The 26,275-nt window shown below is 38.2% G+C and carries 24 protein-coding genes; 20 read left to right on the forward strand and 4 right to left on the reverse strand.

Annotated features, from left to right (window positions below):
* Positions 1–87: 87 nt before the first annotated feature.
* From cls to LI954_RS12570, 10 genes are all read left to right on the forward strand, one after another.
* Entirely contained in the window at positions 88–1,536 is a 1,449-nt protein-coding gene (gene cls / locus LI954_RS12525) for a cardiolipin synthase (RefSeq protein ID WP_202067142.1), read from the forward strand.
* A gap of 214 nt (positions 1,537–1,750) precedes the next feature.
* Complete coding sequence (locus LI954_RS12530; protein WP_202067141.1) at positions 1,751–2,605, forward strand: phosphate ABC transporter substrate-binding protein PstS; 855 nt, start codon at positions 1,751–1,753, stop codon at positions 2,603–2,605.
* A gap of 114 nt (positions 2,606–2,719) precedes the next feature.
* On the forward strand, positions 2,720–3,640 hold the full coding sequence (pstC, locus tag LI954_RS12535; RefSeq protein WP_202067140.1) for a phosphate ABC transporter permease subunit PstC: 921 nt from the start codon (positions 2,720–2,722) through the stop codon (positions 3,638–3,640).
* Complete coding sequence (pstA, locus tag LI954_RS12540; RefSeq protein WP_229444639.1) at positions 3,640–4,524, forward strand: phosphate ABC transporter permease PstA; 885 nt, start codon at positions 3,640–3,642, stop codon at positions 4,522–4,524. Before pstC ends, pstA begins: the two co-directional genes overlap by 1 nt.
* Positions 4,525–4,540: 16 nt before the next feature.
* The gene (pstB, locus tag LI954_RS12545; protein WP_229444640.1) at positions 4,541–5,350 is read left to right on the forward strand and encodes a phosphate ABC transporter ATP-binding protein PstB; all 810 of its coding nucleotides are present in this window, start codon (positions 4,541–4,543) and stop codon (positions 5,348–5,350) included.
* 10 nt (positions 5,351–5,360) lie between these two features.
* On the forward strand, positions 5,361–6,119 hold the full coding sequence (gene pstB / locus LI954_RS12550; protein ID WP_229444641.1) for a phosphate ABC transporter ATP-binding protein PstB: 759 nt from the start codon (positions 5,361–5,363) through the stop codon (positions 6,117–6,119).
* 126 nt (positions 6,120–6,245) lie between these two features.
* A complete protein-coding gene (phoU, locus tag LI954_RS12555; RefSeq protein WP_202067136.1) occupies positions 6,246–6,917 on the forward strand; it encodes a phosphate signaling complex protein PhoU in 672 nt (223 codons plus the stop codon).
* A 1,419-nt stretch (positions 6,918–8,336) separates the two neighbouring features.
* On the forward strand, positions 8,337–9,947 hold the full coding sequence (gene liaX, locus LI954_RS12560; protein WP_202067135.1) for a daptomycin-sensing surface protein LiaX: 1,611 nt from the start codon (positions 8,337–8,339) through the stop codon (positions 9,945–9,947).
* Between the two features lie 117 nt (positions 9,948–10,064).
* Positions 10,065–10,370, forward strand: a complete 306-nt coding sequence (locus LI954_RS12565) for a PspC domain-containing protein (RefSeq protein ID WP_202067134.1) — start codon at positions 10,065–10,067, stop codon at positions 10,368–10,370.
* Positions 10,370–10,729, forward strand: a complete 360-nt coding sequence (locus tag LI954_RS12570) for a phage holin family protein (protein WP_202067133.1) — start codon at positions 10,370–10,372, stop codon at positions 10,727–10,729. The genes LI954_RS12565 and LI954_RS12570 overlap by 1 nt, the downstream gene beginning before the upstream one ends.
* 20 nt (positions 10,730–10,749) lie before the next feature.
* Here LI954_RS12570 and LI954_RS12575 read toward each other — a convergent pair whose 3' ends face one another.
* Complete coding sequence (locus tag LI954_RS12575) at positions 10,750–11,727, reverse strand: GIY-YIG nuclease family protein (RefSeq protein ID WP_229444642.1); 978 nt, start codon at positions 11,725–11,727, stop codon at positions 10,750–10,752.
* Between the two features lie 166 nt (positions 11,728–11,893).
* On the opposite strand from LI954_RS12575, the gene hprK reads away from it, so the two are divergent.
* The 6 genes from hprK to LI954_RS12605 all read left to right on the forward strand — a co-directional run bounded on the left by hprK (position 11,894) and on the right by LI954_RS12605 (position 16,911).
* Positions 11,894–12,829, forward strand: a complete 936-nt coding sequence (gene hprK / locus LI954_RS12580) for an HPr(Ser) kinase/phosphatase (protein WP_202067131.1) — start codon at positions 11,894–11,896, stop codon at positions 12,827–12,829.
* Between the two features lie 11 nt (positions 12,830–12,840).
* On the forward strand, positions 12,841–13,671 hold the full coding sequence (gene lgt, locus LI954_RS12585) for a prolipoprotein diacylglyceryl transferase (protein WP_202067130.1): 831 nt from the start codon (positions 12,841–12,843) through the stop codon (positions 13,669–13,671).
* A 58-nt stretch (positions 13,672–13,729) separates the two neighbouring features.
* The gene (locus tag LI954_RS12590) at positions 13,730–14,740 is read left to right on the forward strand and encodes an NAD(P)H-dependent glycerol-3-phosphate dehydrogenase (protein WP_202067129.1); all 1,011 of its coding nucleotides are present in this window, start codon (positions 13,730–13,732) and stop codon (positions 14,738–14,740) included.
* Positions 14,741–14,760: 20 nt separating this feature from the next.
* Entirely contained in the window at positions 14,761–15,666 is a 906-nt protein-coding gene (galU, locus tag LI954_RS12595; RefSeq protein WP_202067128.1) for a UTP--glucose-1-phosphate uridylyltransferase GalU, read from the forward strand.
* Between the two features lie 216 nt (positions 15,667–15,882).
* Positions 15,883–16,302, forward strand: coding sequence for a DUF948 domain-containing protein (locus tag LI954_RS12600; RefSeq protein ID WP_229444643.1), 420 nt, complete (start codon positions 15,883–15,885; stop codon positions 16,300–16,302).
* Between the two features lie 33 nt (positions 16,303–16,335).
* Positions 16,336–16,911, forward strand: a complete 576-nt coding sequence (locus tag LI954_RS12605) for a YtxH domain-containing protein (protein WP_229444644.1) — start codon at positions 16,336–16,338, stop codon at positions 16,909–16,911.
* Between the two features lie 249 nt (positions 16,912–17,160).
* Here LI954_RS12605 and LI954_RS12610 read toward each other — a convergent pair whose 3' ends face one another.
* Positions 17,161–18,261, reverse strand: a complete 1,101-nt coding sequence (locus tag LI954_RS12610) for a M24 family metallopeptidase (RefSeq protein WP_229444645.1) — start codon at positions 18,259–18,261, stop codon at positions 17,161–17,163.
* Positions 18,262–18,470: 209 nt separating this feature from the next.
* On the opposite strand from LI954_RS12610, the gene ccpA reads away from it, so the two are divergent.
* A complete protein-coding gene (ccpA, locus tag LI954_RS12615; protein ID WP_202067124.1) occupies positions 18,471–19,472 on the forward strand; it encodes a catabolite control protein A in 1,002 nt (333 codons plus the stop codon).
* Positions 19,473–19,539: 67 nt separating this feature from the next.
* Here the strand turns inward: ccpA and LI954_RS12620 are convergent, their stop codons facing one another.
* Positions 19,540–22,038 carry a transglycosylase domain-containing protein gene (locus tag LI954_RS12620; protein WP_229444646.1) on the reverse strand — a complete coding sequence of 833 codons (2,499 nt, stop codon included), beginning with the start codon at positions 22,036–22,038 and terminating at the stop codon, positions 19,540–19,542.
* 214 nt (positions 22,039–22,252) lie between these two features.
* Here LI954_RS12620 and tyrS point away from each other — a divergent pair, with 214 nt between their 5' ends.
* Positions 22,253–23,515, forward strand: a complete 1,263-nt coding sequence (gene tyrS, locus LI954_RS12625) for a tyrosine--tRNA ligase (protein WP_202067122.1) — start codon at positions 22,253–22,255, stop codon at positions 23,513–23,515.
* A gap of 453 nt (positions 23,516–23,968) precedes the next feature.
* Here the strand turns inward: tyrS and LI954_RS12630 are convergent, their stop codons facing one another.
* Complete coding sequence (locus tag LI954_RS12630; RefSeq protein WP_229444647.1) at positions 23,969–24,316, reverse strand: iron chaperone; 348 nt, start codon at positions 24,314–24,316, stop codon at positions 23,969–23,971.
* Between the two features lie 227 nt (positions 24,317–24,543).
* On the opposite strand from LI954_RS12630, the gene LI954_RS12635 reads away from it, so the two are divergent.
* The gene (locus tag LI954_RS12635; RefSeq protein ID WP_229442253.1) at positions 24,544–24,996 is read left to right on the forward strand and encodes a DUF1801 domain-containing protein; all 453 of its coding nucleotides are present in this window, start codon (positions 24,544–24,546) and stop codon (positions 24,994–24,996) included.
* A 158-nt stretch (positions 24,997–25,154) separates the two neighbouring features.
* Positions 25,155–26,045, forward strand: coding sequence for a deoxyribonuclease IV (locus tag LI954_RS12640; RefSeq protein ID WP_229444648.1), 891 nt, complete (start codon positions 25,155–25,157; stop codon positions 26,043–26,045).
* The last annotated feature ends 230 nt before the right edge of the window (positions 26,046–26,275 follow it).

Raw genomic sequence — 26,275 nt, forward strand, 5'->3', positions numbered from 1 at the left:
TTAGCACAACCTCGCTTTTTTTCTTTACTTATTTTAATAAGTTCGCTATTCTTACTATTATGGGAAAGTTAGGGTTGAGGTGAACAGATGAGTTTTGTCATTAATAATTTTTTTGTTATTATTTTTATTGCAAATATTTTACTGTCATTGATTATTGTCTTCTGGGAAAGGAAACAGACTGCACAAACTTGGGCATGGCTGCTGGTTCTGTTGTTTGTTCCAGTTGTTGGATTTATACTCTATATCTTTTTAGGAAGAGGAATTTCCAAAGATAAGATATTTGATATGAAGATGCAGGTTAAGCTTGGCTTGAATGTAGAGATAGAAGTTGAAAAGCAATCGTTAAAGCGGGGACTGTTTCCTCATCCGCCTACGGGTGAGGTAGAATCGAAGCAGCTGATTTATATGCTGACCATTTTTGAAAGCTCTATGTATTCCACAAACAATGATATTGTTTTATATACGGATGGGCGGGAGAAATTTGACGCTCTAATTGATGATATCAAAAATGCAAAAAATCACATTCATATGGAGTACTATATATACCGTTCAGATGAATTGGGTCAGGAAATACGAAGTGAATTAATAGCTGCAGCTAAACGAGGGGTTAAAGTTCGTCTGCTTTTGGATGCATGGGGTTCTACTCAGGTAAATATGAAGTTTTTTGAAGGATTAACGAAAGAAGGAGGGGAAGTTGCTTTCTTCTTTCCATTATTTGTCCCCTATTTAAATCCAAGAATTAATTACCGGAATCACAGGAAAATTGTTGTCATTGACGGAATAATCGGATACACTGGAGGATTCAATGTCGGAAACGAGTATCTGGGACTTGTTGATAAATTTGGGTACTGGAGGGATAATCATCTACGGATATATGGTGATGCTGTGTACAGTATGCAGAACCGGTTCCTGATGGACTGGAATTCTCAGCATACTGAGGAAGTAAGTTACGATGATGCTTATTTCCCATCTATTACTTCTTTAGGGAAACGAGCTGTTCAGGTGGTAACGAGCGGACCTGATTCTGAACATGAACAGATTAAAATGACTTATTTGAAGATGATTTCCATTGCAAAGAAAGAAATTCTAATTCAGACTCCTTACTATATTCCCGACGAATCTATCCATGAGGCAATTAAGCTTGCATTGCTGTCTGGTGTGAAAGTAAGAATTCAAATCCCCAATAAACCAGATCATATGCTGGTTTACTGGGCAACCTATTCGTTTGCTGCTGAACTGCTTGAGTATGGTGCAATTATTGAAACCTATGAAAATGGTTTTATACATGCTAAAACGATGATTATAGATGGAGGAATTGTATCTGTGGGATCAGCAAACATCGATGTTCGTTCATTCCGACTGGATTTTGAAGTCAATACGATTATTTATGATCAGGAATTTTCAGAAAAAGTCAGAGATTCATTCTATGAAGATTCGCAAGTATCTGAGCTCCTGACTCAGGAAAAGTACAATGCACGCGGCTTTTGGATTAAACTCAAAGAAGGGTTGGCTAGACTAATTTCACCTTTGCTGTGAACTAAACAGAATGAGTAGAGTAAGAACTGGCATTTGATTTTTAAGATACCAGCCCATAAGATAGTATTGCTGAAATCGGAGAGAATCTCCGATTTTTTGTTATTTTATTATGATAATGCAGTGGGTTTGAGAAAAAGTAAAGAAATTTAATTTTCAAGTTCCAATGTTAATGTTAAAATGAACTGAATGAAAGTATTTGGAGGATTGTTGAAAAATGAAAACGAAATTATTCATTCTTTTTAGCTTTATTAGTTTGGTCGGACTTTCAGGCTGTGCCAGCTGGATTGATCGTGGAGAATCAATTACTGCTGTCGGCTCATCTGCGTTGCAGCCTTTGGTGGAAACCGCAAGTGAAGCCTACCAAAACAGTAACCCTGGAAGGTTCATCAATGTTCAGGGCGGCGGAAGCGGAACTGGGCTGAGCCAGGTTCAGGCCGGTGCTGTAGAAATAGGAAATTCTGATCTGTTTGCAGAAGAGAAAAAAGGGATTGATGCCGATAAACTGGTTGATCATAAAGTAGCAGTTGCCGGAATTACCCCAATTGTAAACAAAAATATCGGCGTGACTGATATCTCATTGGAAAATCTGAGAAAGATCTTTCTTGGAGAAATAAAGAACTGGAGCGAACTGGGCGGTACCGATGTAGAAGTGGTTATATTAAATCGTGCTTCAGGAAGCGGTACACGTGCAACTTTTGAACAATGGGTTCTTGACGGTCAGACAGCTGTAAAGGCACAAGAACAGGATTCCAGCGGGATGGTTCGATCTATTGTTTCAGATACGCCTGGAGCAATCAGCTATACGGCTTTTTCATATGTAAATGATCAGGTTGCGACATTAAGCGTTGATGGCATAGAACCAACGGATGAAAATGTAACAACAAACGCCTGGAAAATCTGGTCCTATGAACATATGTATACATTGGGCGAACCGCAAGAATTAACAAAGGATTTTCTTGAATTTATGCTGTCGGATCAGGTGCAGGGAGAGATTGTTGAACAGCTGGGGTATATTCCTGTTTCCAAAATGAAAGTTGAACGGGACTGGGAAGGAAATTTAATCAATTAATCATCTTTACACAAAATTTACAAACTTAACATAAGATTTACATGTTATTAAATGCAAATTGATATTCAACGCGTAGACTTGAATTTATCTTATAGTGCTCAAGGAGGGGTTTTCTTGGAAGATGTGCAGAAGCAATTACTGACAAAATCAAAACGGTCAAGAATGGAGCAGCGGGGAAAATTTATCAGTTTCTTATGTATTGCTCTAATTGTACTCGTGGTACTTTCAATTTTTTATTTCGTAGCAAGCAAAGGTATGGCAACCTTTTTTGTAGATAAAATAAATGTTTTTGATTTTATATTTGGAACAGATTGGAATCCCAGTGCGACTGGACCTGGCGGACAGCCAATGGTTGGTGCGCTTCCAATGATTACGGGGTCATTCATAGTGACATTTCTATCAGCCATTATTGCAACACCTTTTGCTATTGGTGCAGCAGTATTTATGACGGAAATTTCCCCGAAAAAAGGCTCAAAAATTCTGCAGCCGGTTATTGAATTATTAGTGGGTATTCCTTCTGTGGTTTACGGTTTTATCGGACTGACAGTGATTGTACCCTTTATCCGCTCGATCTTTGGAGGAACTGGTTTTGGTATTTTGGCTGGGACATTTGTTCTGTTTGTTATGATTTTACCTACGGTTACTACGATGACTGTCGATGCCTTAAAAGCTGTTCCACGTCACTACCGGGAAGCGTCTCTGGCTTTAGGGGGAACACGTTGGCAGACAATCTATAAAGTAGTTTTAAGAGCGGCTGTTCCAGGAATTCTGACAGCTGTTGTGTTTGGAATGGCTCGGGCGTTTGGTGAAGCGTTGGCTATTCAAATGGTTATTGGTAATGCTGCTGTCATGCCAAATGGATTCACAACACCGGCATCAACATTGACAAGTATCTTAACGATGGGAATCGGTAATACAATTATGGGCACAGTTGAGAACAATGTTCTCTGGTCACTGGCTCTGATTTTACTCCTAATGTCCTTATTATTTAATATTATCATTCGAATTATTGGCAGGAAGGGAGCGTTGAAATAATGAATGCTAAAAAAGCTGATAAAATAGCAACAGGTGTTCTTTATACCGTTTCCGGAGTCATCGTCCTGTTATTGGCAGCGTTGCTGCTGTTCATTCTATTTAGAGGACTCCCTCATATTTCCTGGAGCTTCCTGACAACACCATCTAAAGCTTATCAGGCAGGCGGAGGAATTGGGATTCAATTATTTAACTCTCTTTATCTGCTATTAATAACAATGCTTATCAGTATGCCGATTTCTCTGGGAGCAGGAATATATTTATCGGAATATGCAAAAAAGAATTGGCTGACAGATGTGATTCGAACCTCTATTGAAATTTTGAGCTCATTACCGTCAGTCGTAGTAGGTCTTTTTGGTTTTTTAGTTTTCGTTGTTCAAATCGGTTACGGGTTTTCAATTATTTCTGGTGCACTTGCACTGACGTTCTTTAATCTGCCTTTACTGACAAGAAATGTGGAAGAATCGCTTAAAGCTGTACATTACACACAGCGTGAGGCGGGACTTGCTCTAGGCTTGTCTCGCTGGGAGACACTGAGAAAGGTCATTATACCTGAAGCAATGCCGGGAATTCTGACAGGACTGATTTTGAGCTCAGGACGGATATTTGGCGAAGCAGCCGCCTTGATTTATACAGCTGGACAAAGCGCACCTGCTTTGGATTTCAGTAATTGGAATCCATTGAGTATTTCCAGTCCAATCAGTATTTTCAGACAGGCGGAAACATTAGCTGTTCATATCTGGAAAATCAATTCAGAAGGAACCATGCCGGATGGTCCGGCAGTATCAGCAGGAGCCTCTGCAGTTTTAATCATCGTTGTTTTGTTATTCAACTTTGGTGCCCGGTTTATCGGAAATAAACTGCACAAGCGATTGACATCAGCGTAATGTTAGGGGTAGACAAATGAAAGAATATAATTTGAATGAAACAAATATTATCCAGTTAAATCCTGAAGAGACGCCCATTGCTCTTTATACAGAGGACTTGCATGTTTGGTATGGTGACAATGAAGCGATTAAGGGCGTAGACCTTCAATTTGAAAAGAGCAAGATTACTGCGCTTATCGGGCCGTCCGGCTGTGGAAAATCCACTTATCTGCGTTCGTTGAATCGAATGAACGATGGAATTGCAAACACCAGGATTACAGGGAAAATTATGTATAAAGGTGTGGATGTGAACAGTAAGAAGGTTGATGTCTATGAAATGCGTAAGCGAATCGGTATGGTGTTTCAGCGTCCAAATCCGTTCAGCAAATCAATCTACGAAAATATTACTTTTGCATTGAAACAGCATGGGGAAAAAGATAAAAATAAACTTGATGAAATTGTTGAAACAAGCTTGAAGCAGGCTGCATTGTGGGATCAGGTAAAAGATAATTTGAATAAGAGTGCGCTGGCTTTATCCGGAGGTCAGCAGCAACGTTTGTGTATTGCACGGGCAATTGCAATGAAACCGGATATTCTTTTATTAGATGAGCCGGCAAGTGCATTGGACCCTATTTCAACAGGAACTGTGGAAGAAACACTGGTCAGCCTGAAAGACAATTATACAATTATTATTGTAACGCACAATATGCAGCAGGCAGCACGTATCAGTGATCAAACAGCATTTTTCTATTTAGGAAAAGTTATTGAATACGACGAAACACGTAAAATCTTTACGCGACCAAAAATACAGGCAACAGAAGATTATGTTTCCGGACATTTTGGTTAGGAGGAAAAAGATGACAAAAGAAATTATTTCATCCAAGGATCTGCATTTATATTACGGGAAAAAAGAAGCCCTGAAGGGAATCGATCTTTCGATTAATCAGGGAGAAATTACGGCAATGATCGGTCCGTCCGGCTGTGGGAAATCCACTTATCTGCGGTCGTTAAATCGAATGAATGATCTGATTCTGGGGGTAACGATAACTGGCAGTGTTATGTATAAAGGAAAAGATATCTACGGACCTAAAACAGATACTGTAGAGCTTCGTAAAGAAATCGGCATGGTATTTCAACAGCCTAATCCTTTTCCGTTTTCCGTATATGAAAATGTCATATATGGATTGCGTTTAAAAGGTGAAAAGGATAAACAGGTACTGGACGAAGTGGTGGAAACAAGCCTGAAAGCTGCTTCTGTTTGGGATGATGTGAAAGATAAACTGCATAAAAGTGCGTTATCTTTATCTGGAGGACAGCAGCAGAGAGTCTGTATTGCCAGAGTATTAGCAGTAAATCCTGAAATTATTTTGCTTGATGAGCCGACCAGTGCTCTGGATCCTGTATCGAGCGGGAAGATTGAAAGTATGCTGCTGACATTGAAAGAACAATATACGATGATTATGGTTACACACAATATGTCTCAGGCTTCTCGTATTTCTGATAAGACAGCTTTCTTTTTGCAGGGAGAACTGATAGAATTTAACGATACGAAAAAAATCTTTTTGAATCCGAAGAAAAAAGAAACAGAAGATTATATATCAGGGAAATTTGGATAAGTCTGAATCACAGATTTATTTAGAAGGCTGCAGGGAATTAATATTATTGAAAGAGAAAAAAGAAGAAAGTAGTCGAAAAATTTTAGACGATTACTTTACATACAGAGAATGTAAGGAGGAAGGTATATGCTGCGCAGCCAGTTTGAAGAAGAATTATTAAATCTGCATAATCAATTTTATGAAATGGGAATGATGGTGAGCAATGCAGTTCATAAGTCTGTTCGTGCCTATATTGACCACAATAAGGAACTTGCTCAGGAAGTGATTGATTATGATACTGAAATCAATGACATGGAAGTAAAGCTGGAAAAGAAAAGTTTTGAAATGATTGCTTTACAGCAGCCGGTGACAACTGATTTACGAATGATCATTACAGTGATGAAAGCCAGCTCTGATTTGGAAAGAATGGCAGATCATGCTGTTTCCATCGCAAAATCAGCAATCCGCTTAAAAGGAGAAACACGAATTCCTGAAATTGAGAAAGAAATATCCGATATGTCTGATTTTGTGAAAAAAATGGTGGACAATGTATTGATCGCCTATGTGAAAACAGATGAAAAGGATGCACGTATGATTGCTACAATGGACGATACTGTGAATGACTACTTTAACAGTATCTACAAAAATTCGGTTAGAAGCATGCAGGAAAATCCCGAAACAGTAATCAGCGGAACAGACTATCTTCATGTGGCAACATATTTGGAGAGAATTGGTGACTATGTAACGAATATCTGTGAATGGATTGTCTATCTTGCAACAGGAAAAATTACTGAATTAAACACCAATCACGATGAATAATTAAATGAATAGTACGACGAAGTTGTGACAAAGCGTCTCCATGCGACGAGTAATCGCAGGAGCACTTGCACGAACTTAATTGCGACGAGTAACCGCAGGAGCAGAAGTGTTCTAGCTCAAGAACCAAGCAGGTATCATCTACTCTGACAAGTCAATCGTAGTGATTTATGACACCAAGAAGGATAATCCGAAAATTGTCATGGAACACTATTTATGAAATGAATAGCTGTGGATTGATATCTACTTGGAGCTGTCTATATTTTTGAGAGTATTCGGCTTATTTCCGAGATGTTGCCTGCGATTAATCGGCACAGATTAGGACCGACAAGTGCTAGTTCTACTTTGCCGCTTCTGCTTATATTCGCACTTTAGCAGAATGGTATGCGTAGTTTCGATAAGTATTTCTTGAATGAAACTAGCTCACTTGATGTAGTAGAACGGTATGCGGAGCAGAGCTGCTGTCTCTACGAGTCCAACGATTCTCTAGACAAAACATTACACTGTATCCATTTTTCTTCGTCTACGGTTCTCACTACACTACACTTCGTTTCGATCTCATCAATTTCTAAATGGCAAAGCCACTAAGAATTGAAGGACTTCGTTTCGATCTCATCAATTTCTAAATGGCAGAGCCACTAAGAATTGAGGGTCTTCGTTCTGATCCTCGAAGCATGGAGAGGATTTGTAACACCATTTATTCGGTTTTAAGGGTTCTGGACATATTAATGTCACAGACCTATTTTTTTTGAAGAAAAGCAACTCGATTACAAAAAATTTTTATTTTTTAATTTTCCGCTGATAAAATGAAGTATCCAGCAGAAAACCAGCGTACTGACCGAATTAAAAAAGGTTATACTTTTAATCCAAGAAACGTGGAGCCAGAACGGGAGCAACTCGGCAGAAAATGCTGATTTTATCCCTAACTGGAGTCAAACTAGCTGTAAAAGTTATAGAAACAGCTTAAAATTTTCTAAGAACATCATGTATAGACTATTTTTTAGTACAATTTATAATTTGGTCAGAGTATTAGGGTTTGTCTGAAAACTATTGAGGGAATGGTTTTTTCAGGAATTTAAGCGATAGTCATGGGGAGAAATACAGTTTATGTGATTCATAAGCGAGGGTTTATAACGGCGATATCTGTAGAAATTATGAAAAGACTCGCCGCTAGAGTATTCATACCGATTCTAAATTGTTTTCTTTCTATATAAAATAATCAGTAATAATTGACCATCCATTATGAAATGTTTTATGATTAAACCAGATAAGAAAGCGGAGAATTGCTGTGTTTTTTGAATGTCCTTAAGAATGAGGGAAAATTCATTCTTAAGTCCTATGACAAAGAAATGAAAAAAAGGCATAATAATACATGTAAGGAAGACACCTTAGGGTGAAAAATTTGCTAAGGAGGCAATTTCCATGAAAGAAAGAGAAAGAGTACTGGATTTAGTAAAAAAAGGAATCCTGTCATCTGAGGAAGCCTTGGTCTTATTAGAAAACCTGGCAACTGAAAAAGATGAAAAACAGATAAAAAAAGCTGCAGATGAAGTAGATGTAACAACTACGAATGTTGATTCAAAAGAAAGTGACCAAGTTGCTGATTTATTAGATGAGTTAGAATCTGAAAAAGAAACAGTGGAAGACGAGAAAAGCGCTGCTGATTCTTTTGAAGAACAAACAAAAGCGAGTATAGAAGCAGATCGAAAAAATTTGGAAAAGATTTTAGATGAGCTGGCAACTAAAGCAAATCAGGCTTCTGTGGAACTGGATGAAGTAAATGCTGAGATTGCGGGAATCAAAGAAGAAATTAAAGAAACGCAAGAAGCTCTGATGGAGCTGAACACCAAGGAAGAACTAGGTGAGCTTTCTGAAGAAGATCTGAAAATAAGAGCTGATTTGGAAGAAGAGCTTAAAAAGCTAGAAGATTCTCTGGCTGATAGCAGTCAGGAAAAGATTGCATTGGAAGCAGAACTGAAAAATATACGTAAAGAACAATGGACTGAAACGAAGGATCGTGTAACTTCAAAATTTGATATTCCGGATGACTGGAAAGAGCAGGCAACTGATACAATAAATCAGGTTGGCGAAAAAATGAGTGAAGCCGGTTCTCAATTAGGTTCATTCCTAAAGAAAACATTCAGTACAGTAGCTGAAACGGTTAACGAAAACGTTGAATGGAAAGATATTAATTTCCGTGTACCGGGTGTGGCTACAACGAAATTTGACCATGAGTTTAATTATCCTGCTGTTGAAGCAAGCTTGATTGATGTGAAAGTGGCCAACGGAAATGTTGTTTTCAAAACATGGGATCAGGATGATGTAAAAGTGGAAGGAAAGATCAAACTCTATGGTAAAATGGACGGAGACACACCTTTGGAAGCCTTCCTTGAAAGAAGTCAGATTGATGTGGATGATGAAGTCATTTCATTCCAAATTCCAAATAAACGCGTAAGAGCTGACCTTGTATTCTATCTACCTGCACGTACATATGATCATGTATCTGTTAAATTACTGAATGGTAATATCACGGTGGAAGAATTAAAAGCAAAAGATGTTTATACGAAGTCTACAAACGGCTCAATTACTTTTAACGACATCAATGCAACGATGTTGGAAGTAGAAGGAGTAAATGGCGATATTAAAGTCCTTAAAGGAGAAATTCTGGATAATATTATCGAAACAGTAAACGGTACTGTTACAGTTGCAGCAACTCCTCAAACGATTGCAATCTCTTTAATCAACGGGGATATTCGAATTACTGTAAAGGAAAATACGTTGAAAAAAATTGAAGCAAGTTCAGTGAACGGGAATGTAAAAATTGCTTTACCGCTGATGCTTGGTATTGAAGGAACTGTTAAAACAAGCTTAGGCAGTATTAACAGTCGATTGTCAGACTATGAAGTGATCCGTAAGAAAAAAGAACGTACGAATCAGCTGCTTCAATTCAGACGTGTTTCCGATGAGCAAATGGCTCAAATCAATGCTTCTACAACAACAGGAAATATTTATTTGAAAGATACAGACAAATAAATATATAAGTAATTAACCAATAAAGTTATAGTAGAGCGTGGGACAACGTTTAACAGGAACTTTGTCCCGGCTTTTTGAAAAATAATCAACTTATCAGGAATAAGAGGTGAGATTAAAATGAGAAAAAGATTGACGAAATCTTCTAATAACGTAGTTTTTACTGGAACTTTAGCCGGTATCGGCGAGTGGCTGGGTATCGATCCGACAATTGTGCGTGTACTATTTGTGATTATCAGTTTCTTTTCAGCAGCTTTCCCTGGAATTTTTGTGTACATCATTTTAGCGATTGTCATTCCTTCTCCACGTAAAGGAAGCAGTAACCCATATAACTACAATAGAAACGTAAGAAATGAAAATCCTTATAAAAGGCATGAAAGAAAACAAGCTGAAAAAATGGATGATGATGACTGGAGTGACTTTTAATGACCTATTTCCAACGTTTGGTCGTTAATACTTTGATATTTGTTTCGCTGGCAGTTGTTTTTCCAAACATGATTCATGTTAGAAGCTTGGGAATAGCTGTAATTGCGGCATTTGTTTTATCCATATTGAATATGTTCGTCAAACCAATTTTGACAATTTTGTCACTGCCATTTACGTTGCTGACATTTGGATTATTTAGTTTTGTTGTAAATGCGGTAATTTTAAAGATGACCTCCTACTTTGTGGGAGAGATGAATTTTGGCTTTTCGAGTTTCGGTGCTGCGCTATTGATGGCAGTCATTATGTCACTCGTAAATGCCGTTGTCAGTGAGCATAATTTAAATAAAGAAAAAGAATAGACGAGGGCCTTAAGGCACGTCTATTCTTTTTCTATAGGAAATAACTGGTATTCTTCAATACGTTTAAGATAGAGGTGGAGGATCGCCACAAAGTCGATCTGTTTTTTGGAATAGGTACTAAGAGAATCTGGATACTCTGTGATGTTTAAAAGCAATGTTTGGGCAGCTTGCTGCATATTTTGACTACTGCTGGTAATTTTTTCTGGAAACACTTTTTCAGTAACGATTAGACCTTGATAAATCAGGTAGCATTTTACTGTATGATCCATTGGGAGCCACAGTGCATGCCATTCTTTTTGATTAATTGGAGATAAGAGAAGCTGTTTGTTTTTATAGAAGAAAGTCCGGATGAATTTTCTATCATCCCGCCAGCGAGCAGCCTGAATGAACTGCATTTGCTCGGAGGCTTCCAGCATTTTTTCTTCGATACGTTTTTCTATATCCTGTGAATCGCCGGAAAACGCTTGTAAAAGTTCTTTTAAGACAAGGTATTTTAATGGTTTTGTCTCATCTGATCGATGGAATAAACGTTGCCATGCATCATTGGGGTTTAGCTGATAGAGTTTTTCCAGTATTGCTATTACTTCAGGGATTTTTTGATAGCCTGCATAAGGACCAAAAGAGTACTTTGCCTCAGGATAAGGAGACTTGTGAAGACGAATAGATGTTTCGCCTTCATGAATTTCCAAATAGCTGTATCTTTCAAAAGCATTCATTTGCCGATTATACATGGGTCGATAATGTTGAATTAAACGACATTCAAGCAATAAGGCATCGAGTTCGGTATCAACATGAATGACATCAAAAGAAGACAGCTGAACAAGCATTCGTTTAACTTTGTTGGAATGCTGATTGTTCTTAATAAAATAACTGCTGACACGTTCTTTTAACTTTTTTGCTTTTCCTATATAAATAATTGTTCCAGATTTATCTTTCATTAAATAAACACCGGGAGAAAGAGGCAGTTTCTTTGCTTCCTTTTTGAGTTGCTCGTTCATATATCAATACCTGACCTTATTTTAAAATCAGTTTAAGTATACTGCGGCTGACAAAATAGTCAAGAGCAATCGTTCCTTGAACAATAGGCTAAATTAATATAGGTAGAAAGTTATTGATTGAAATGATAAAATAGATCGAAGAGAAGAAAGGAATGAGTCGTATTTTATGACAGAAACTGTAAAAATTCGTCAATTAGTGGAAAAGCTTTCTTTAGAAATTGTTTTTGGTTCTGAAGAAGCACTGGATAAAATAATTACAACAGGAGATATCTCGCGTCCCGGTTTAGAGTTAACGGGCTACTTTAATTATTATTCTCATGATCGGCTGCAACTTTTTGGAAATAAAGAGATTGCTTTTGCGGAAAGAATGATTCCAGAAGAACGACTGCTTGTGTTACGGCGAATGTGCTCAGAAGATACACCGGGCTTTATCATTTCCAGAGGATTGGACGTTCCTGAAGAGATGATTCAGGCGGCAAAAGAAAAAGATATGGCTGTTCTTCGCTCACCGATTTCTACTTCACGTTTGTTGGGGGAGCTATCCAGCTTTCTTGATGGCGAACTGGCAAGTCGTACAAGTGTTCATGGGGTATTAGTGGATGTCTATGGCTTGGGAGTGCTGATTCAGGGGGATAGTGGAATTGGGAAAAGCGAAACAGCATTAGAGCTGATAAAGCGCGGGCATCGTTTGATTGCAGATGATCGTGTTGATGTTCATCAGCAGGATGAACTGACATTGGTTGGCGAACCGCCAAAAATTTTGCAACATTTGATAGAAATTAGAGGAATTGGTATTATTGATGTAATGAATCTTTTTGGTGCAAGTGCAGTCAGAGGATCTATGCAGGTTCAATTGGTTGTATATCTTGAAGCTTGGGCAAAAGATAAGCAATATGACCGTTTAGGCAGTAATGATGCAGTGATTGAGATTGGCAACGTGGATGTTCCTCAAATACGTATACCAGTGAAGACGGGGCGAAATGTGGCTATTATTATAGAAGTTGCTGCAATGAATTTTCGTGCTAAAACTATGGGGTATGATGCTACGAAGGAATTTGAAAATAGATTGACAAGCTTAATTGAAGAAAATTCGGGGATGTAGGGGGAATTCACATGTTGGCTCAACTCAGTCCGGTGGCTTTCCGTATTCTGGGAGTTGAAATTTACTGGTATGCAATAATTATTGTGTCCGGGATTATTCTTGCTGTCTGGCTAAGCAGCAGAGAAGCAGTTCGAGTTGGAATGCAATCAGATGATGTGGTTGATTTCATGATCTGGGGGCTTCCCAGTGCAATCATCGGAGCCAGATTCTATTATGTTATTTTTGAATGGCAGGATTACCTGAAGAATCCAATTGATATCTTTTTAATTAGAAATGGAGGTCTTGCTGTTTATGGCGGATTGATTGGCGGCGGACTTGCATTGTTTTTCTTTGCAAGAAATCGTTTTATATCTACCTGGCTGTTTTTAGATATTGCAGCACCAAGTGTCATTCTGGCGCAGGGAATCGGCAGATGGGGGAATTTTATGAACCATGAGGCCTATGGACCTGATACAACTAGAAGTTTTTTGGAAAGTCTGCATTTACCAAATTTCCTCATAGAGAATATGAATATAGATGGCATTTACCGTCAGCCGACATTTCTCTATGAATCAATTTGGAGTGTTTTGGGCTTTATCGTGCTTATTTTATTACGCAGGAAAAAGAACTTTTTAAAAGAAGGAGAGATATTTCTTCTTTATGTAATTTGGTATTCTTTTGGCCGTTTCTTTATAGAAGGTCTGCGAACAGACAGTTTGTATGTATTTGACTTAATCAGAGTGTCTCAGCTTTTATCGATTATATTATTTGTTGGTGCGATTGTTTTACTTGCCGTTCGCAGAAGAAATGCAAAACTGCCTTTTTATAATCGAGAGCAACAGCTTTCTCAAAAAAGCGAATAGGGAATCAGAGAATAGATTCAGGCAATGAACAGATTCCATTTTAGGAGGAAAATATACGATGAAACAAAAGATAGCTGTTTTAGGCCCCGGTTCATGGGGAACAGCATTAGCACAAGTATTGGCTGAAAATGGTCATGATGTGCGAATATGGGGAAATAATCCAAAACAGATTGATGAAATTAATGAATATCATACAAATAAGCACTATCTGCCGGATTTAGTGATTCCTGAGTCTATTAAAGGAACGAAAACAATGGCCGAATGTATCAAAGACGTTGATGCAGTACTGTTTGTTGTTCCAACTAAGGCAATGCGCGCAGTGGCAAGAGAATTTGCTGCAGCAGCTGAAAACCAGCCTTTGATTATTCATGCAAGTAAAGGCTTGGAGCAAGGAACACATAAGCGGATTTCTGAAGTGCTGATGGAAGAAATACCAGCTGATAAACGCAAAGGAATTGTTGTTCTTTCAGGACCAAGTCATGCTGAAGAAGTAGCCGTTCATGATATTACGACAATTACTGCAGCAAGTGAAATTATAGAAAATGCAGTATATGTACAGAAATTGTTTATGAACAGCTATTTTAGGATTTACACGAATAAGGATGTTATTGGTGTCGAAACTGGTGCTGCTTTAAAAAATATTATTGCATTAGGTGCCGGTGCCATTCATGGTTTAGGCTTTGGAGACAATGCAAAGGCTGCAATTATGACACGAGGGTTAGCAGAAATCAGCCGTTTGGGTGTTGCAATGGGGGCGAATCCAATGACTTTTATTGGTTTAAGCGGTGTTGGAGATCTGATTGTCACTTGTACCAGTATTCATTCCCGGAATTGGCGGGCAGGCAACCTTTTAGGAAAAGGGCATAGTTTGGATGAAATTCTGGAAAATATGGGGATGATTGTCGAAGGAGTTTCCACGACTAAGGCAGCCTATGAATTGGCTGAACAAATGAATATCGATATGCCGATTACTACGGCTATATATCAGGTATTATACGAACAAAAAGAGGTAAAACAGGCAGCAAAAGAAATCATGCTGCGTGATGGAAAAACGGAAAGTGAATTCTAATAAAGGGGGAACTATTGAAAATGAATGTAAAAAAAGCAGTTATTCCAGCAGCTGGATTGGGAACAAGATTCTTGCCGGCAACAAAGGCAATGGCGAAAGAAATGTTGCCGATTGTCGATAAACCGACAATTCAGTTTATTGTAGAAGAAGCTTTGGCTTCAGGAATTGAAGATATTTTGATTGTCACAGGAAAAGCAAAGCGTCCAATTGAAGATCATTTTGATTCGAATGTTGAATTAGAAACAAATTTGAAAGAAAAAAATAAAACAGAATTATTAAAACTGGTTGAAGAAACGACAGATGTGAATCTTCATTTTATTCGCCAGTCGCATCCTAAAGGATTGGGACATGCGGTCTTACAGGCAAAAGCTTTTGTTGGCAATGAACCGTTTGTGGTTATGCTTGGTGATGATATTATGGATGATGAAATTCCATTGACGAAACAACTGATCAATGACTACGAGGAAACACATGCGTCAACACTTGCTGTTATGGAAGTACCTCATAAAGATACTTCTAAATACGGAATTATTAATCCGGAAACAGAAGTATCAAAGGGCTTGTATAATGTAAAAAACTTTGTTGAAAAACCAGCTCCAAAAGAAGCACCAAGTAATTTAGCCATTATTGGACGTTATCTGCTTACACCGGAAATCTTTCAGGTATTGGAAAATCAAAAACCAGGAGCCGGCGGTGAAATTCAATTAACGGATGCTATTGATACCTTAAATAAAACGCAACGTGTCTTTGCCAGAGCATTTACGGGGAAACGTTATGATGTCGGGGATAAATTCGGCTTTATGAAAACAAGTATTGAATACGGTCTGACACATCCTGAGGTAAAAGATAATTTAAGACAGTATTTGCTTGAGCTGGGGCAGGAATTGCTGAAAGAAGAAAAAGCAAGCAACCCTAAAGAAAAATAGTATTGTATGGACAGAAGCCGGAGACAGATAGGATCTCCGCTTCTGTTTTTTTGATAATCATTGAAATAAATTTTTTTGAGGAACTTGTGATATTTTATTATGGAGTGAACAGAAAGAAATTGGTATAATAAATAAGGGAAAAGTCATTTAATGATTTGTAGAAAAGTATAGCAAATGTTATGCTAAGTAAAATGGATGTTTGAAAGGAGTAAAATTATGACAGGTGGAGAAATTGCAGGACTGATAGCTGCTTCAGCATTTGCTGTTTTAGTATTGTTTATCGGGTTTCTACTGGTAAAAATATCAAAAACAGTGGACCAGGTAACAAAAACGGTAGATGAGGCAAATAAAACAATTTCGGTTGTCACAAATGATGTGGACATTTTATCAAAGCAAGTGGAGGGACTGCTCGTAAAAAGCAATGATCTTCTAAATGATGTCAATCAGAAGGTAGCGACGATTGATCCTTTGTTTCAAGCCGTTGCTGATCTGAGTGAAAGTGTTTCTGAATTGAATCTTTCAAGCAGAAATCTAATCAGTAAAGTTGGAGCTGCTGGGAAAACAACGGCAAAAGCAGGCGTTGTCAGCAAAGTTGGGGGAGCAGCGTTTCGAGCGATGCGATCAAAAAAGAAGTAAGTAGTAATTAATAATAGATGGAGGAATAGAGATATGGCTAAAAAAGGCGGATTTTTATTGGGTGCAGTAATTGGTGGAACAGCAGCTGCGATTGCGGCGTTACTGCTTGCACCGAAATCTGGAAAAGAGCTGCGCAGGGATTTATCTGAACAGGCAGATGATTTAAAAGAAAAAGCATCTGATTATACAGAATATGCAAAACAAAAAAGTAATGAACTTGGATCAATAGCCAAAGAAAAAGCAGATTCTTTAGGGGATCAGGCAAATGATCTTGCAGGAAATATTAAAGAAAAATCTAAAGATTCTTTTGAAAAGGCTCAAGGAGTTTCTGATTCAGTTTTAGAAACACTAAAGAAACAGACAAATGATTTATCCAGCCGTTTTAAAAAGACTGCGGATGAATTAAATGATGACCTGAGTGAGTTAGAGAGTATTGCAGAAGACACTTCTGATGATATTTATATTGATGTAAAAGACTCTGCAAAGAAAGCAAAAGAGATTGTTTCTGATGGAAAAGATGAAGCAAAAGCCGCAGCTGCTGATATTCCTGAAAAAGCAGAGGAAGCTAAAGAAGATATTAAAGAGGTTGTAGATAAAACAGTGAATTAGGAACTGAATACTAAAAATATTGTATACGAATAAAGCTGGAACACTCTCAGGGAGGAAGTTCCAGCTTTATTTTGAATTCACAGTCAAATACAGAGAGCATAGCGTAATTTAATCACCTGTTTATACTCTTGAGCATGGAAGGTATCAGCAGCTTACTTTAATTAAGAAAGAGCTTTCCTTCAATAATTGAAGATGAATTGCTGAAAGTTTAGCCTGAAATGCTGCTTATATGACAAAAGTTCAAAAAGATCATTCGAGAATCTGTAATTCTTTAGGCGTTTTTGTAAAGGGTACGCAGCCGTTCTCAGTCACGTAGACACAATCTTCAATGCGAACACCAACATTATTTGGAATATAAATTCCAGGTTCCAAAGAGAAACACATTCCTTCTTCAATAACTAAATTATTGCCGGTAATTAAAGATGGGTATTCATGGACAGTGGTTCCGATTCCATGCCCCAGTCTGTGGTTGAAATAGGTACCGTAGCCTTGTTCCTCAATGACTAAACGCGCAACAGTATCAAGCTCGCCTGCAGTTATACCCGGTTTCACCGCTTCTGCAGCTGCTAGTTGAGCTTTAAGTACAAGTTCATAGATTTCTCTTTGAAAGGCAGTAGGCTCTTTAAAAGAGATTGTACGTGTGACGTCACTGCAATAGCCTTTCCAGACCACGCCTAAATCAAATAGAACAAAGTCGCCATTTTTGACCGTTGTTTTTCCTGGAGTGCCATGCGGGCTGGCAGCATTTTTTCCTGTCAATACAAGCGTGTCGAAGCTCATGGCACGAACGCCTCTCCGCTTTAACTGATACTCAATTTCAGCGATTATTTCCTGTTCTGCTGCTCCTTCTTTTACGGCTTGAAAGCCGATTTCCAATGCAACATCTGCCCAATTTCCTGCTTCCATTAAGAGATTGATTTCTTCCTTCGTTTTAATCAATTGAAGTTTTTCAATAACAGGTACGGCATTTGCTGATAAGTCAGCTTCAGGGAAAAATGCCTTTAGCTGGTCAAAGCGGGCAACAGACAAAAATTCTTTTTCAGTTGCTATTTTCTTTGGAAGCCCAGTTTTCTTTATCAATTGAGCAATCTTTTCCCATGGATTTTCACTATCCAAGTAGCCGTGGACAGGATAAGCCCAGCTGCTGTTTTCTGCGTCCTCAACTTCCAGTGCCGGGGTGAAGAGGAAAGGCTCGTCTTCCAAGGCGATGAATAATGCCAAGATACGTTCATGCGGATCACTTGTATAGCCGGAAAAATAAGCAATATGGTGAGGATCGCTGATATAGGTTAAATCGATCTGTTCGGATGCCATCCAACTTTTTAATTCATTCATTTTATTCTGATTCATAAAAGGCCTTCTCTCTATTGTTTATGTAAAATCGTTTTATTTATCATACCATGAAAGTCTGTTTTTTTCTTTTTGAAATAAAGAAATTAAATTTCATGAAAATGGCATAAAAACGGTTGCAAAATGAAAATAAGTCTGATATTCTAAATAAGAAATGTAAATGAAGTTTTCTGAAAATGAAAACTAATATAAATTTAGGAGAAAAGAACATGGAAAAACAAACGATTACAATTTATGATGTGGCTCGTGAAGCAGATGTATCGATGGCAACCGTTTCCCGCGTAGTGAATGGTAATCCTAACGTTAAGCCGGCAACCAGAAAGAAAGTACTGGAAGTTATTGACCGCTTGGATTATCGTCCAAATGCTGTAGCACGTGGACTGGCTAGTAAAAAAACAACAACAGTAGGGGTTATTATACCGGATGTCAGCAATATCTTTTTCTCTTCTTTAGCTAGAGGGATTGATGATGTAGCGACAATGTATAAATATAATATTATTTTAGCTAATTCTGACGGAAATGATCAGAAGGAAGTGAATGTGTTAAACAATCTGCTTGCAAAACAAGTAGATGGGATTATTTTTATGGGTCATCATATTACAGATGAAATTCGCGGTGAATTTTCACGATCTAAAACACCTGTTGTGTTGGCTGGTTCGATTGATCCAGACGAACAGGTTGGCAGTGTGAACATTGACTATACTTCTGCAATTAAGGATGCTACAGATCTGCTTGCCAAAAATGGCAATAAGGAGATTGCGTTTGTCAGCGGTGCGCTGATTGATCCAATTAATGGTAAAAATAGAATGAGCGGATACAAAGAAGCACTTGCTGAAAATGATTTGACATACAGCGAAGGATTAATTTTTGAATCGGAATACAAGTTTAAAGATGGTATTAATTTGGCAGAGCGTATACGCAACAGTGGTGCAACTGCTGCTGTTGTTACTGACGATGAACTGGCAATTGGATTATTGGATGGAATGCTTGATGCAGGAGTGAAAGTTCCAGAAGAGTTTGAAATTATTACCAGCAACAATTCATTACTGACTGAAGTTGCCCGTCCTAAACTGTCAAGCGTTACACAACCGTTATATGACATTGGTGCGGTAGCGATGCGCTTATTGACAAAGCTGATGAATAAAGAAGAAATTGAAGATAAGACAGTTATTCTGCCTTATGGGCTGGATAAAAAAGGTTCGACAAAATAATTATTTCTTCAAATAAAGAGAGCACCCGGGAGGTTTAACCTTTCAGGCGCTCTCTTTGTATTTTGTTTTAATCAGGAGTAGAACTCTCTGATGGCTCCATTGAAACTGAGGGTTCTTCACTGCTGTCTCCGGCATTGTTCTGATCCTCGTTGTTGTTTTCTTCTGAGGACTCTCCGTTGTTCGTGTTATCAGCATTACCATTTCGGGTTCCTTGATTATTGGCAGTATTATTGTTATTACTGCTGGAAGTCTTTGTTGTCAAATATTTGCTCCAGTATGCTTGATAGTTTGCATCTGTTCCACCGTAGCCGAATTTATACTGGCTGTCAGCAGGACCATTTTTAGCAAAGTATGAAACGACTGTTTCGCTTGAAACAGAGTATCTGATATTGTTATAGGTAAAGCCGCCTGCTTTATCACCGGTAAGCTTAGATACACTTGCCTGAATGACATCATCTGTTAACTCGAATCTTGTACCAACATTGAACAGCTCCGGTTTTACGTTGTAGATGGCATTGGTCAGATAAGCCAGATAGGTACTGTTATGAATCCCGCTATCTGGGCTCATAATATCGTTGTTATCGTAGCCGGCCCATGAACTGATAGTAATACTTGGTGTAGAGACTACAAGCCATGCATCTCTGTAATCATTGGTTGTTCCGGTTTTTCCAACCCAGTCAGCCGATGCTAATTGAGGATTGAGACCTGCTATGACATCTTTAAACGGCGTAGTGATTTTTGAGTCAAGTACTGAACGCATTAAATCGTTCATAATAGAAGCAGTTGCAGGAGAGTAGACCTGAACTGGCGCCTCCTGATGCTGATAAATCACATTCCCATCATTGTCTACAATTTTCTCAATCATATATCCTTTTTGATAGGCTCCCTTATTTGCAAGGGCTTGGAAGCCATTTGTTTGTGTATATACAGAGGTTTCGACAGAGCCTAGTGGTGCTGACTCATAGGCCCAACCTTCATCTGCCGGATAATTCATTTTACTTAAGTAGTTGTTATAAGAAAAATTATCATCGCCCATTTGTTCCTTCATCGCATTATTTAAATTGACGACTGGAATATTGTATGACCATTCCAGCGAGGTACGAACAGTGTCAAAAGTGTTGGTTCCTGTATTTGTAGCATTCACAAGCTCGCCGCCTGATTTATATTTTGTTGGATAATTTGCCAGCCGACTTTCTGACCCTATCATCCCCTGATCAATCGCTGGACCATAGACAGAAATTGGTTTAATCGTAGAACCTACCTGACGCTCGGTATCAAAAGCATGATTATTTTGATTTAAGTCGTAGTTTCGTCCCGCAACAAAGCCGATAATTTTTCCTGTCTGATTATCCATTAATACATTGCCGGTTTCTACTGGAGCAGCTGAATACCCATCATCAAGAAGGTAACCAAAGTTTGCGACTGCATCCTGCATGGCGTTATAAACTGTTGGATCAATCGTTGATTCAATCGTATAGCCGCGTGTTTGGATCTGGCGGGCTGCCTGATCTCTGTACTGCTGGAGACCAGCAGCATCAAGCTCATCTTTATTTACGCCTGCTTTTTCAATGTTGATATCCATAATGACTTCCTCAGCCTGGTTCATTACTGTGTAATAAAGGAACCCTTCAGAAGTTGTATTGGCTGCCTCTGTAGGTAGGAAGTCTTGACTTAAGTCATAGTTTTTAGCATTTTCATACTCTTCTTGCGAAATTCTTTTTTCCCTATACATACTGAAAAGTACGAAATCCTTTCTTTCCATACCTGCGGATAAATCTTCCTTGAGTTCTCCTGTATTCGAATATGGAGTGTAAACGATTGGACTTTGCGGCAGCCCGGCAATAAATGCTGCCTGCGGCAATGTAAGATCATTTGCACTTTTTCCAAAGAGTCCTTTTGCTGCTTCTTCAACTCCGGCAATATTCTCCCCCTTATTGTTTCGTCCAAATGGAGAAACATTCAAATAGGTTGTGAGAATTTCATCCTTCGAAAAATAATTTTCGATACGATAAGCTAGTAAAATTTCATTTGCTTTTCGTTTGAAGGTTGTTTCGTCAGTTAAAATTTGCTGTTTTACCAATTGTTGAGTCAGAGTGGAGCCGCCTGAAGAGCCGCCAAAACCGACTGAATCAGCCAGTAACGCACGTACAAGTGCTTTGGGAACAACACCGTCATGTTCTTCAAAATACTCATCTTCTGTGGCAATAATCGCACTTTTTAAAGTTGGAGAAATCTGATCACTGTTTACGCGGGTTCGAACTAAATCAGATTTGATTGTTGAAATCATAGAGCCGTCAGCATATGTCATTTTTGAAACTTCGGTAATATCGCTGATTTCTTTTTCCAGCTCTTCTTTTGTCAGGGGGTCAGTTCCTTCAACAAGCGAAGCAAAATAGCCCATACCGACGCCCAATCCCAATGAGCCTCCTAAAATAACAGCTACAATTGAAAAAAGAACGAGGGATTTCAACACTCGAGCAATGACATTTAGAGCTAAAAATATATTTTCTTTACTGAGCCATTCGTGTGGGGGTTGGTTGTTGTGATTCGAATTATTATTGTCCAAAAATTTCACCTCGATATGTTAATTCGAATAATCATATTCCGTGATATTATAGCAAAAAAAAAGGTTAATGAACAGTTGTTCTGTCTTTTATCACAAAAACTTTAATTTCTCGATAAAAATGCTGATGTTTATCTTTTATTTAATCTGTTATTCAGGTAATATGGGAAGGTAGGGGCAAAAAAGCGCCGGTAAATCGAATGTGGAGGGAAATAGAATGAGTGCAGATTTTTTTGATGAACTGAAATTGCGCGGACTTGTTCATCAGACAACTGATGAAGAAGCTTTAAAAAAACAATTGAATGAAGAGTCTGTTAAGCTTTATATTGGGTTTGACCCGACTGCTGACAGTTTACATATCGGACATTTATTACCGATTTTGACATTGCGCCGTTTCCAGCTGAACGGTCATGTTCCAATCGCTCTTGTGGGCGGAGGGACAGGAATGATCGGCGATCCGTCTTTTAAAGATGCAGAGCGCAGTTTAAATACACTTGATACAGTTAAAGGGTGGTCTGACAGCATTAAAAATCAGCTTTCCCGTTTTATTAATTTTGATGATAGCAAAAATCCTGCAATCCTTGCCAATAACTACGACTGGCTTGGTGAGGTTTCGTTGATTGATTTTCTTAGAGATGTTGGAAAAAACTTTACAATTAATTACATGATGAGTAAAGAGAGTGTAAAACGGCGAATAGAAACAGGAATCTCATACACAGAGTTCGCATATCAGCTGCTTCAGGCGTATGACTTTTTGAAATTATATGAAATTCATGGCTGTCTGCTTCAGCTTGGGGGAAGCGATCAGTGGGGGAATATTACTTCTGGAATTGAATTACTGCGTCGTGAAAAAGAAGTACAGGGTTTTGGTTTGACTATGCCGTTGATTACAAAAGCAGATGGCACAAAATTTGGGAAAACAGAAGGAAATGCAGTTTGGCTAGATGCAGATAAGACTTCTCCATACGAGTTTTATCAGTTCTGGATTAATACAGATGATAGAGATGCGGTAAAATTCCTGAAATACTTCACTTTCCTTTCAATTGAAGAAATTGCTGAAATTGAAAAAGAATTTACTGAAGCACCTGAAAAGCGTGCGGCTCAAAAGGCACTTGCGAAGGAAATTACTACACTGGTTCATGGTGAGGAAGCGTATGAACAGGCAGTGAAAATTTCACAGGCGTTGTTTAGCGGGGATATTAAAGGCTTGAACGCAGAAGAAATCATTCAGGGCTTTAGGGATGTTCCTTCTTATGAAGTTCAACAAGAGGATTCAATGAATTTGGTTGAGCTGTTGATTGCAGCAGGAATTGAACCTTCAAAACGTCAGGCAAGAGAAGACGTTCAAAATGGAGCTATTTATATTAATGGTGAAAGAATACAAGATGTTGCTGCGGAATTGACTGACAGTGAAAAAATTGAAGGGCAGTTCACAGTAGTACGCCGTGGAAAGAAAAAATACTTTTTACTGAAATATTAGTCTGTTGACCAACTTAAAAATAAGTTATGCTTCTAATTCAAGAAATATGCAGCCTGTCTAATGTATTATATATGAGACTAATGGATAGGCTTCGATTATCCGAAGAAAGCTTTTGATACCGGAATGAATATTGCTAACTCATTTGATCGTCGTACACATACCACTATCTCTTTGTATGATGAACATAAATGTTTGCCCATTTATTTCAACCAGAGTATTGCATACCATCCCACTAAATGTTCCTACACAAGTGAAACTGACAAAACGGAACTAACCCATATTTATTTTTTCGTGAACATTCACCACTAGAGTTCTCAGACAGACACTAATTTGATTGATTTAAATCGCAAGAAAAGACAAGGTCTCCGGTTATAAAGGAAGATCCTGTCTTTTCTTGATTTTAAAAGAGAAGATCCGTAGTGAAATATTCTCAAAAATTTTATGCGAATCTATTTACTTCTTTTTTTCCATATTTTCCTTGATTCTGAACTGAATCATTTTTTTTATAAGAGACCAGGGAAGCTCTTGGGTTGCTGGAAACTGAACCGCTCCTTTAGAAGATTTATATCCAGTGAGATCATCTTTGAAAGCTAGGATTGCAGAGGGAGTTGGATAAAAACCAATATGCTTTTTTGCATTGGCAAAGTGTACAAGATTTCCATTCAAATAAAAAGTGGGCATCCCGTAGGAAAGCCTTTCTTCTGCTTCGGGGACAAGTTGTTTAATAAAATGATAAAGCTCTGTTAATGCTGATTGTCTTTCTTCTGGTTCTTTGCGGATATAGTCTTCAATAATAGTCATAGCTGTCAGCTCCTTCAAGGGGATTAGTTAGAGAATAAGGGTTCGCTTACTTTCAGTATAGCTAATTTTTGTAAAAAAGCCAGACAAGGATGTTTCCGCTAGCTTTCTGTTTGGAGTAATGCTATTCTAAATCAGACTATTTAGTATAATAACATATTAAAATAGATGCTAGTTGTGGATACCACTGGTCAGGTGGGCACTGTGATTAGAGTCAGGAGAGAAAGCAAATGGATCAATTCGACATATACCTTAAAGAGATGGACCCTAAATGGCAGGATTCATTTAGACGATTATTTGAAATTATTACAGATAATATACCGAAAGGCTTTGAACTGGTTTGGCAGTATAATCTTCCTACATTTGTTGTTCCTTTATCTGTCTATCCAGAAGGTTACTTGGACAGAAAGGATGAAGGTGTTCCATTTATCAGTCTTGCTGCTCAGAAGAAGCATCTTGCTTTATATCACATGGGCTTGATGGGTAATAAGGGGTTGCTGGACTGGTTTCAGTCAGAATATCGAAAAAGTGTTCCAACAAAATTGAATATGGGGAAAAGCTGTATCCGTTTTACAAATCCTAAAACTATTCCTTATGAGTTGATTGGTGAACTGGTTTCAAAAATGAGTATGGAAGAATGGCTCAGCCAATATATACAATTTGCGGAACAAAGAAAAAAATAAAATTATAGAGTAAGAGCTGCAGGCTGTTCTTGATGGAGAATCTGTTCGCTGGATATGGAAAACAGCAGCAGACAAAAGACTGTTGATTTAGGCAAAAAGATTGTCATTTCAAATTTTTTAACGTACGCTAAAATGGATGAAACTTAAGGAGGAACAAGATGTTAATAGGATCACATGTAAGTATGAGCGGAAAAAAGATGTTGTTGGGTGCTGCAGAAGAAGCTGCAAGTTATAAAGCGACAACTTTTATGATCTATACAGGAGCGCCACAAAATACACGGCGTAAGCCTATTGATGAGTTGAATATTGAAGCGGGTCAGACTTTTATGGCAGAACACGGAATAAGCGACATTGTTGTCCATGCCCCTTATATTATCAATTTGGGGAACACAATTAAACCGGAAAATTTCGGCTTTGCAACAGAGTTTCTGCGTCAGGAAGTTCAAAGAGCTGAGGCTCTGGGTGCGAAACAGATTACACTTCATCCTGGGGCTCATGTAGGTGCTGGTGTTGATGCCGGTCTTAAACAGATTATCAAGGGGCTGGACGAAGTCCTTACAAAGGATCAAATTCCTCAAATTGCATTGGAAACAATGGCTGGAAAAGGAACGGAACTTGGCCGAACCTTTGAAGAGCTGGCAACAATTATTGAAGGTGTAAAGCTTAACGACAAGCTTTCAGTGACTTTTGACACATGCCATACAAATGATGCCGGATATAATGTAAAAGAGAATTTTGATGGTGTGTTGGAGGAATTTGATAAAATTATTGGTTTGGATCGTTTGAAAGTCATTCATGTGAATGATTCGAAAAACCCAATGGGTTCTCATAAAGACCGCCATGCAAATATTGGTTTTGGAACTATTGGGTTTGAGGCGTTGGATAGAATTGTTTATCATGAGAAGCTGACTGCTTTACCTAAAATATTGGAAACACCTTATGTAGGAAAAGATAAGAAAACAGCTTATGCTCCTTATGGCAAAGAGATTGAAATGCTTCGGGAAGAGAAATTCAATCCTGCTGTTTTTCCGGAATTGCTAGATGCTTAAAAGAAGAGAAGTGTATATGTTGGTTTGACATCAACTTGAATAGATTTAGATGTGTCTGAAAACTATAGTGCGAATATTTTTTCTATTTCTATGAAAATTATTATTATAAAGCCTCAATTATGCGCTGTATTGCCAGTCCCACTGATGCAGGAACAGCTAGTGGGATGGTATGCAAAGCTCTGATAGAGGTTAAATGGGGTAAAATTTATATCCTTATATGGAAATAATGA

This window comes from Enterococcus sp. CWB-B31 (genome assembly GCF_020567645.1).
Classification (GTDB): domain Bacteria; phylum Bacillota; class Bacilli; order Lactobacillales; family Enterococcaceae; genus Enterococcus_L.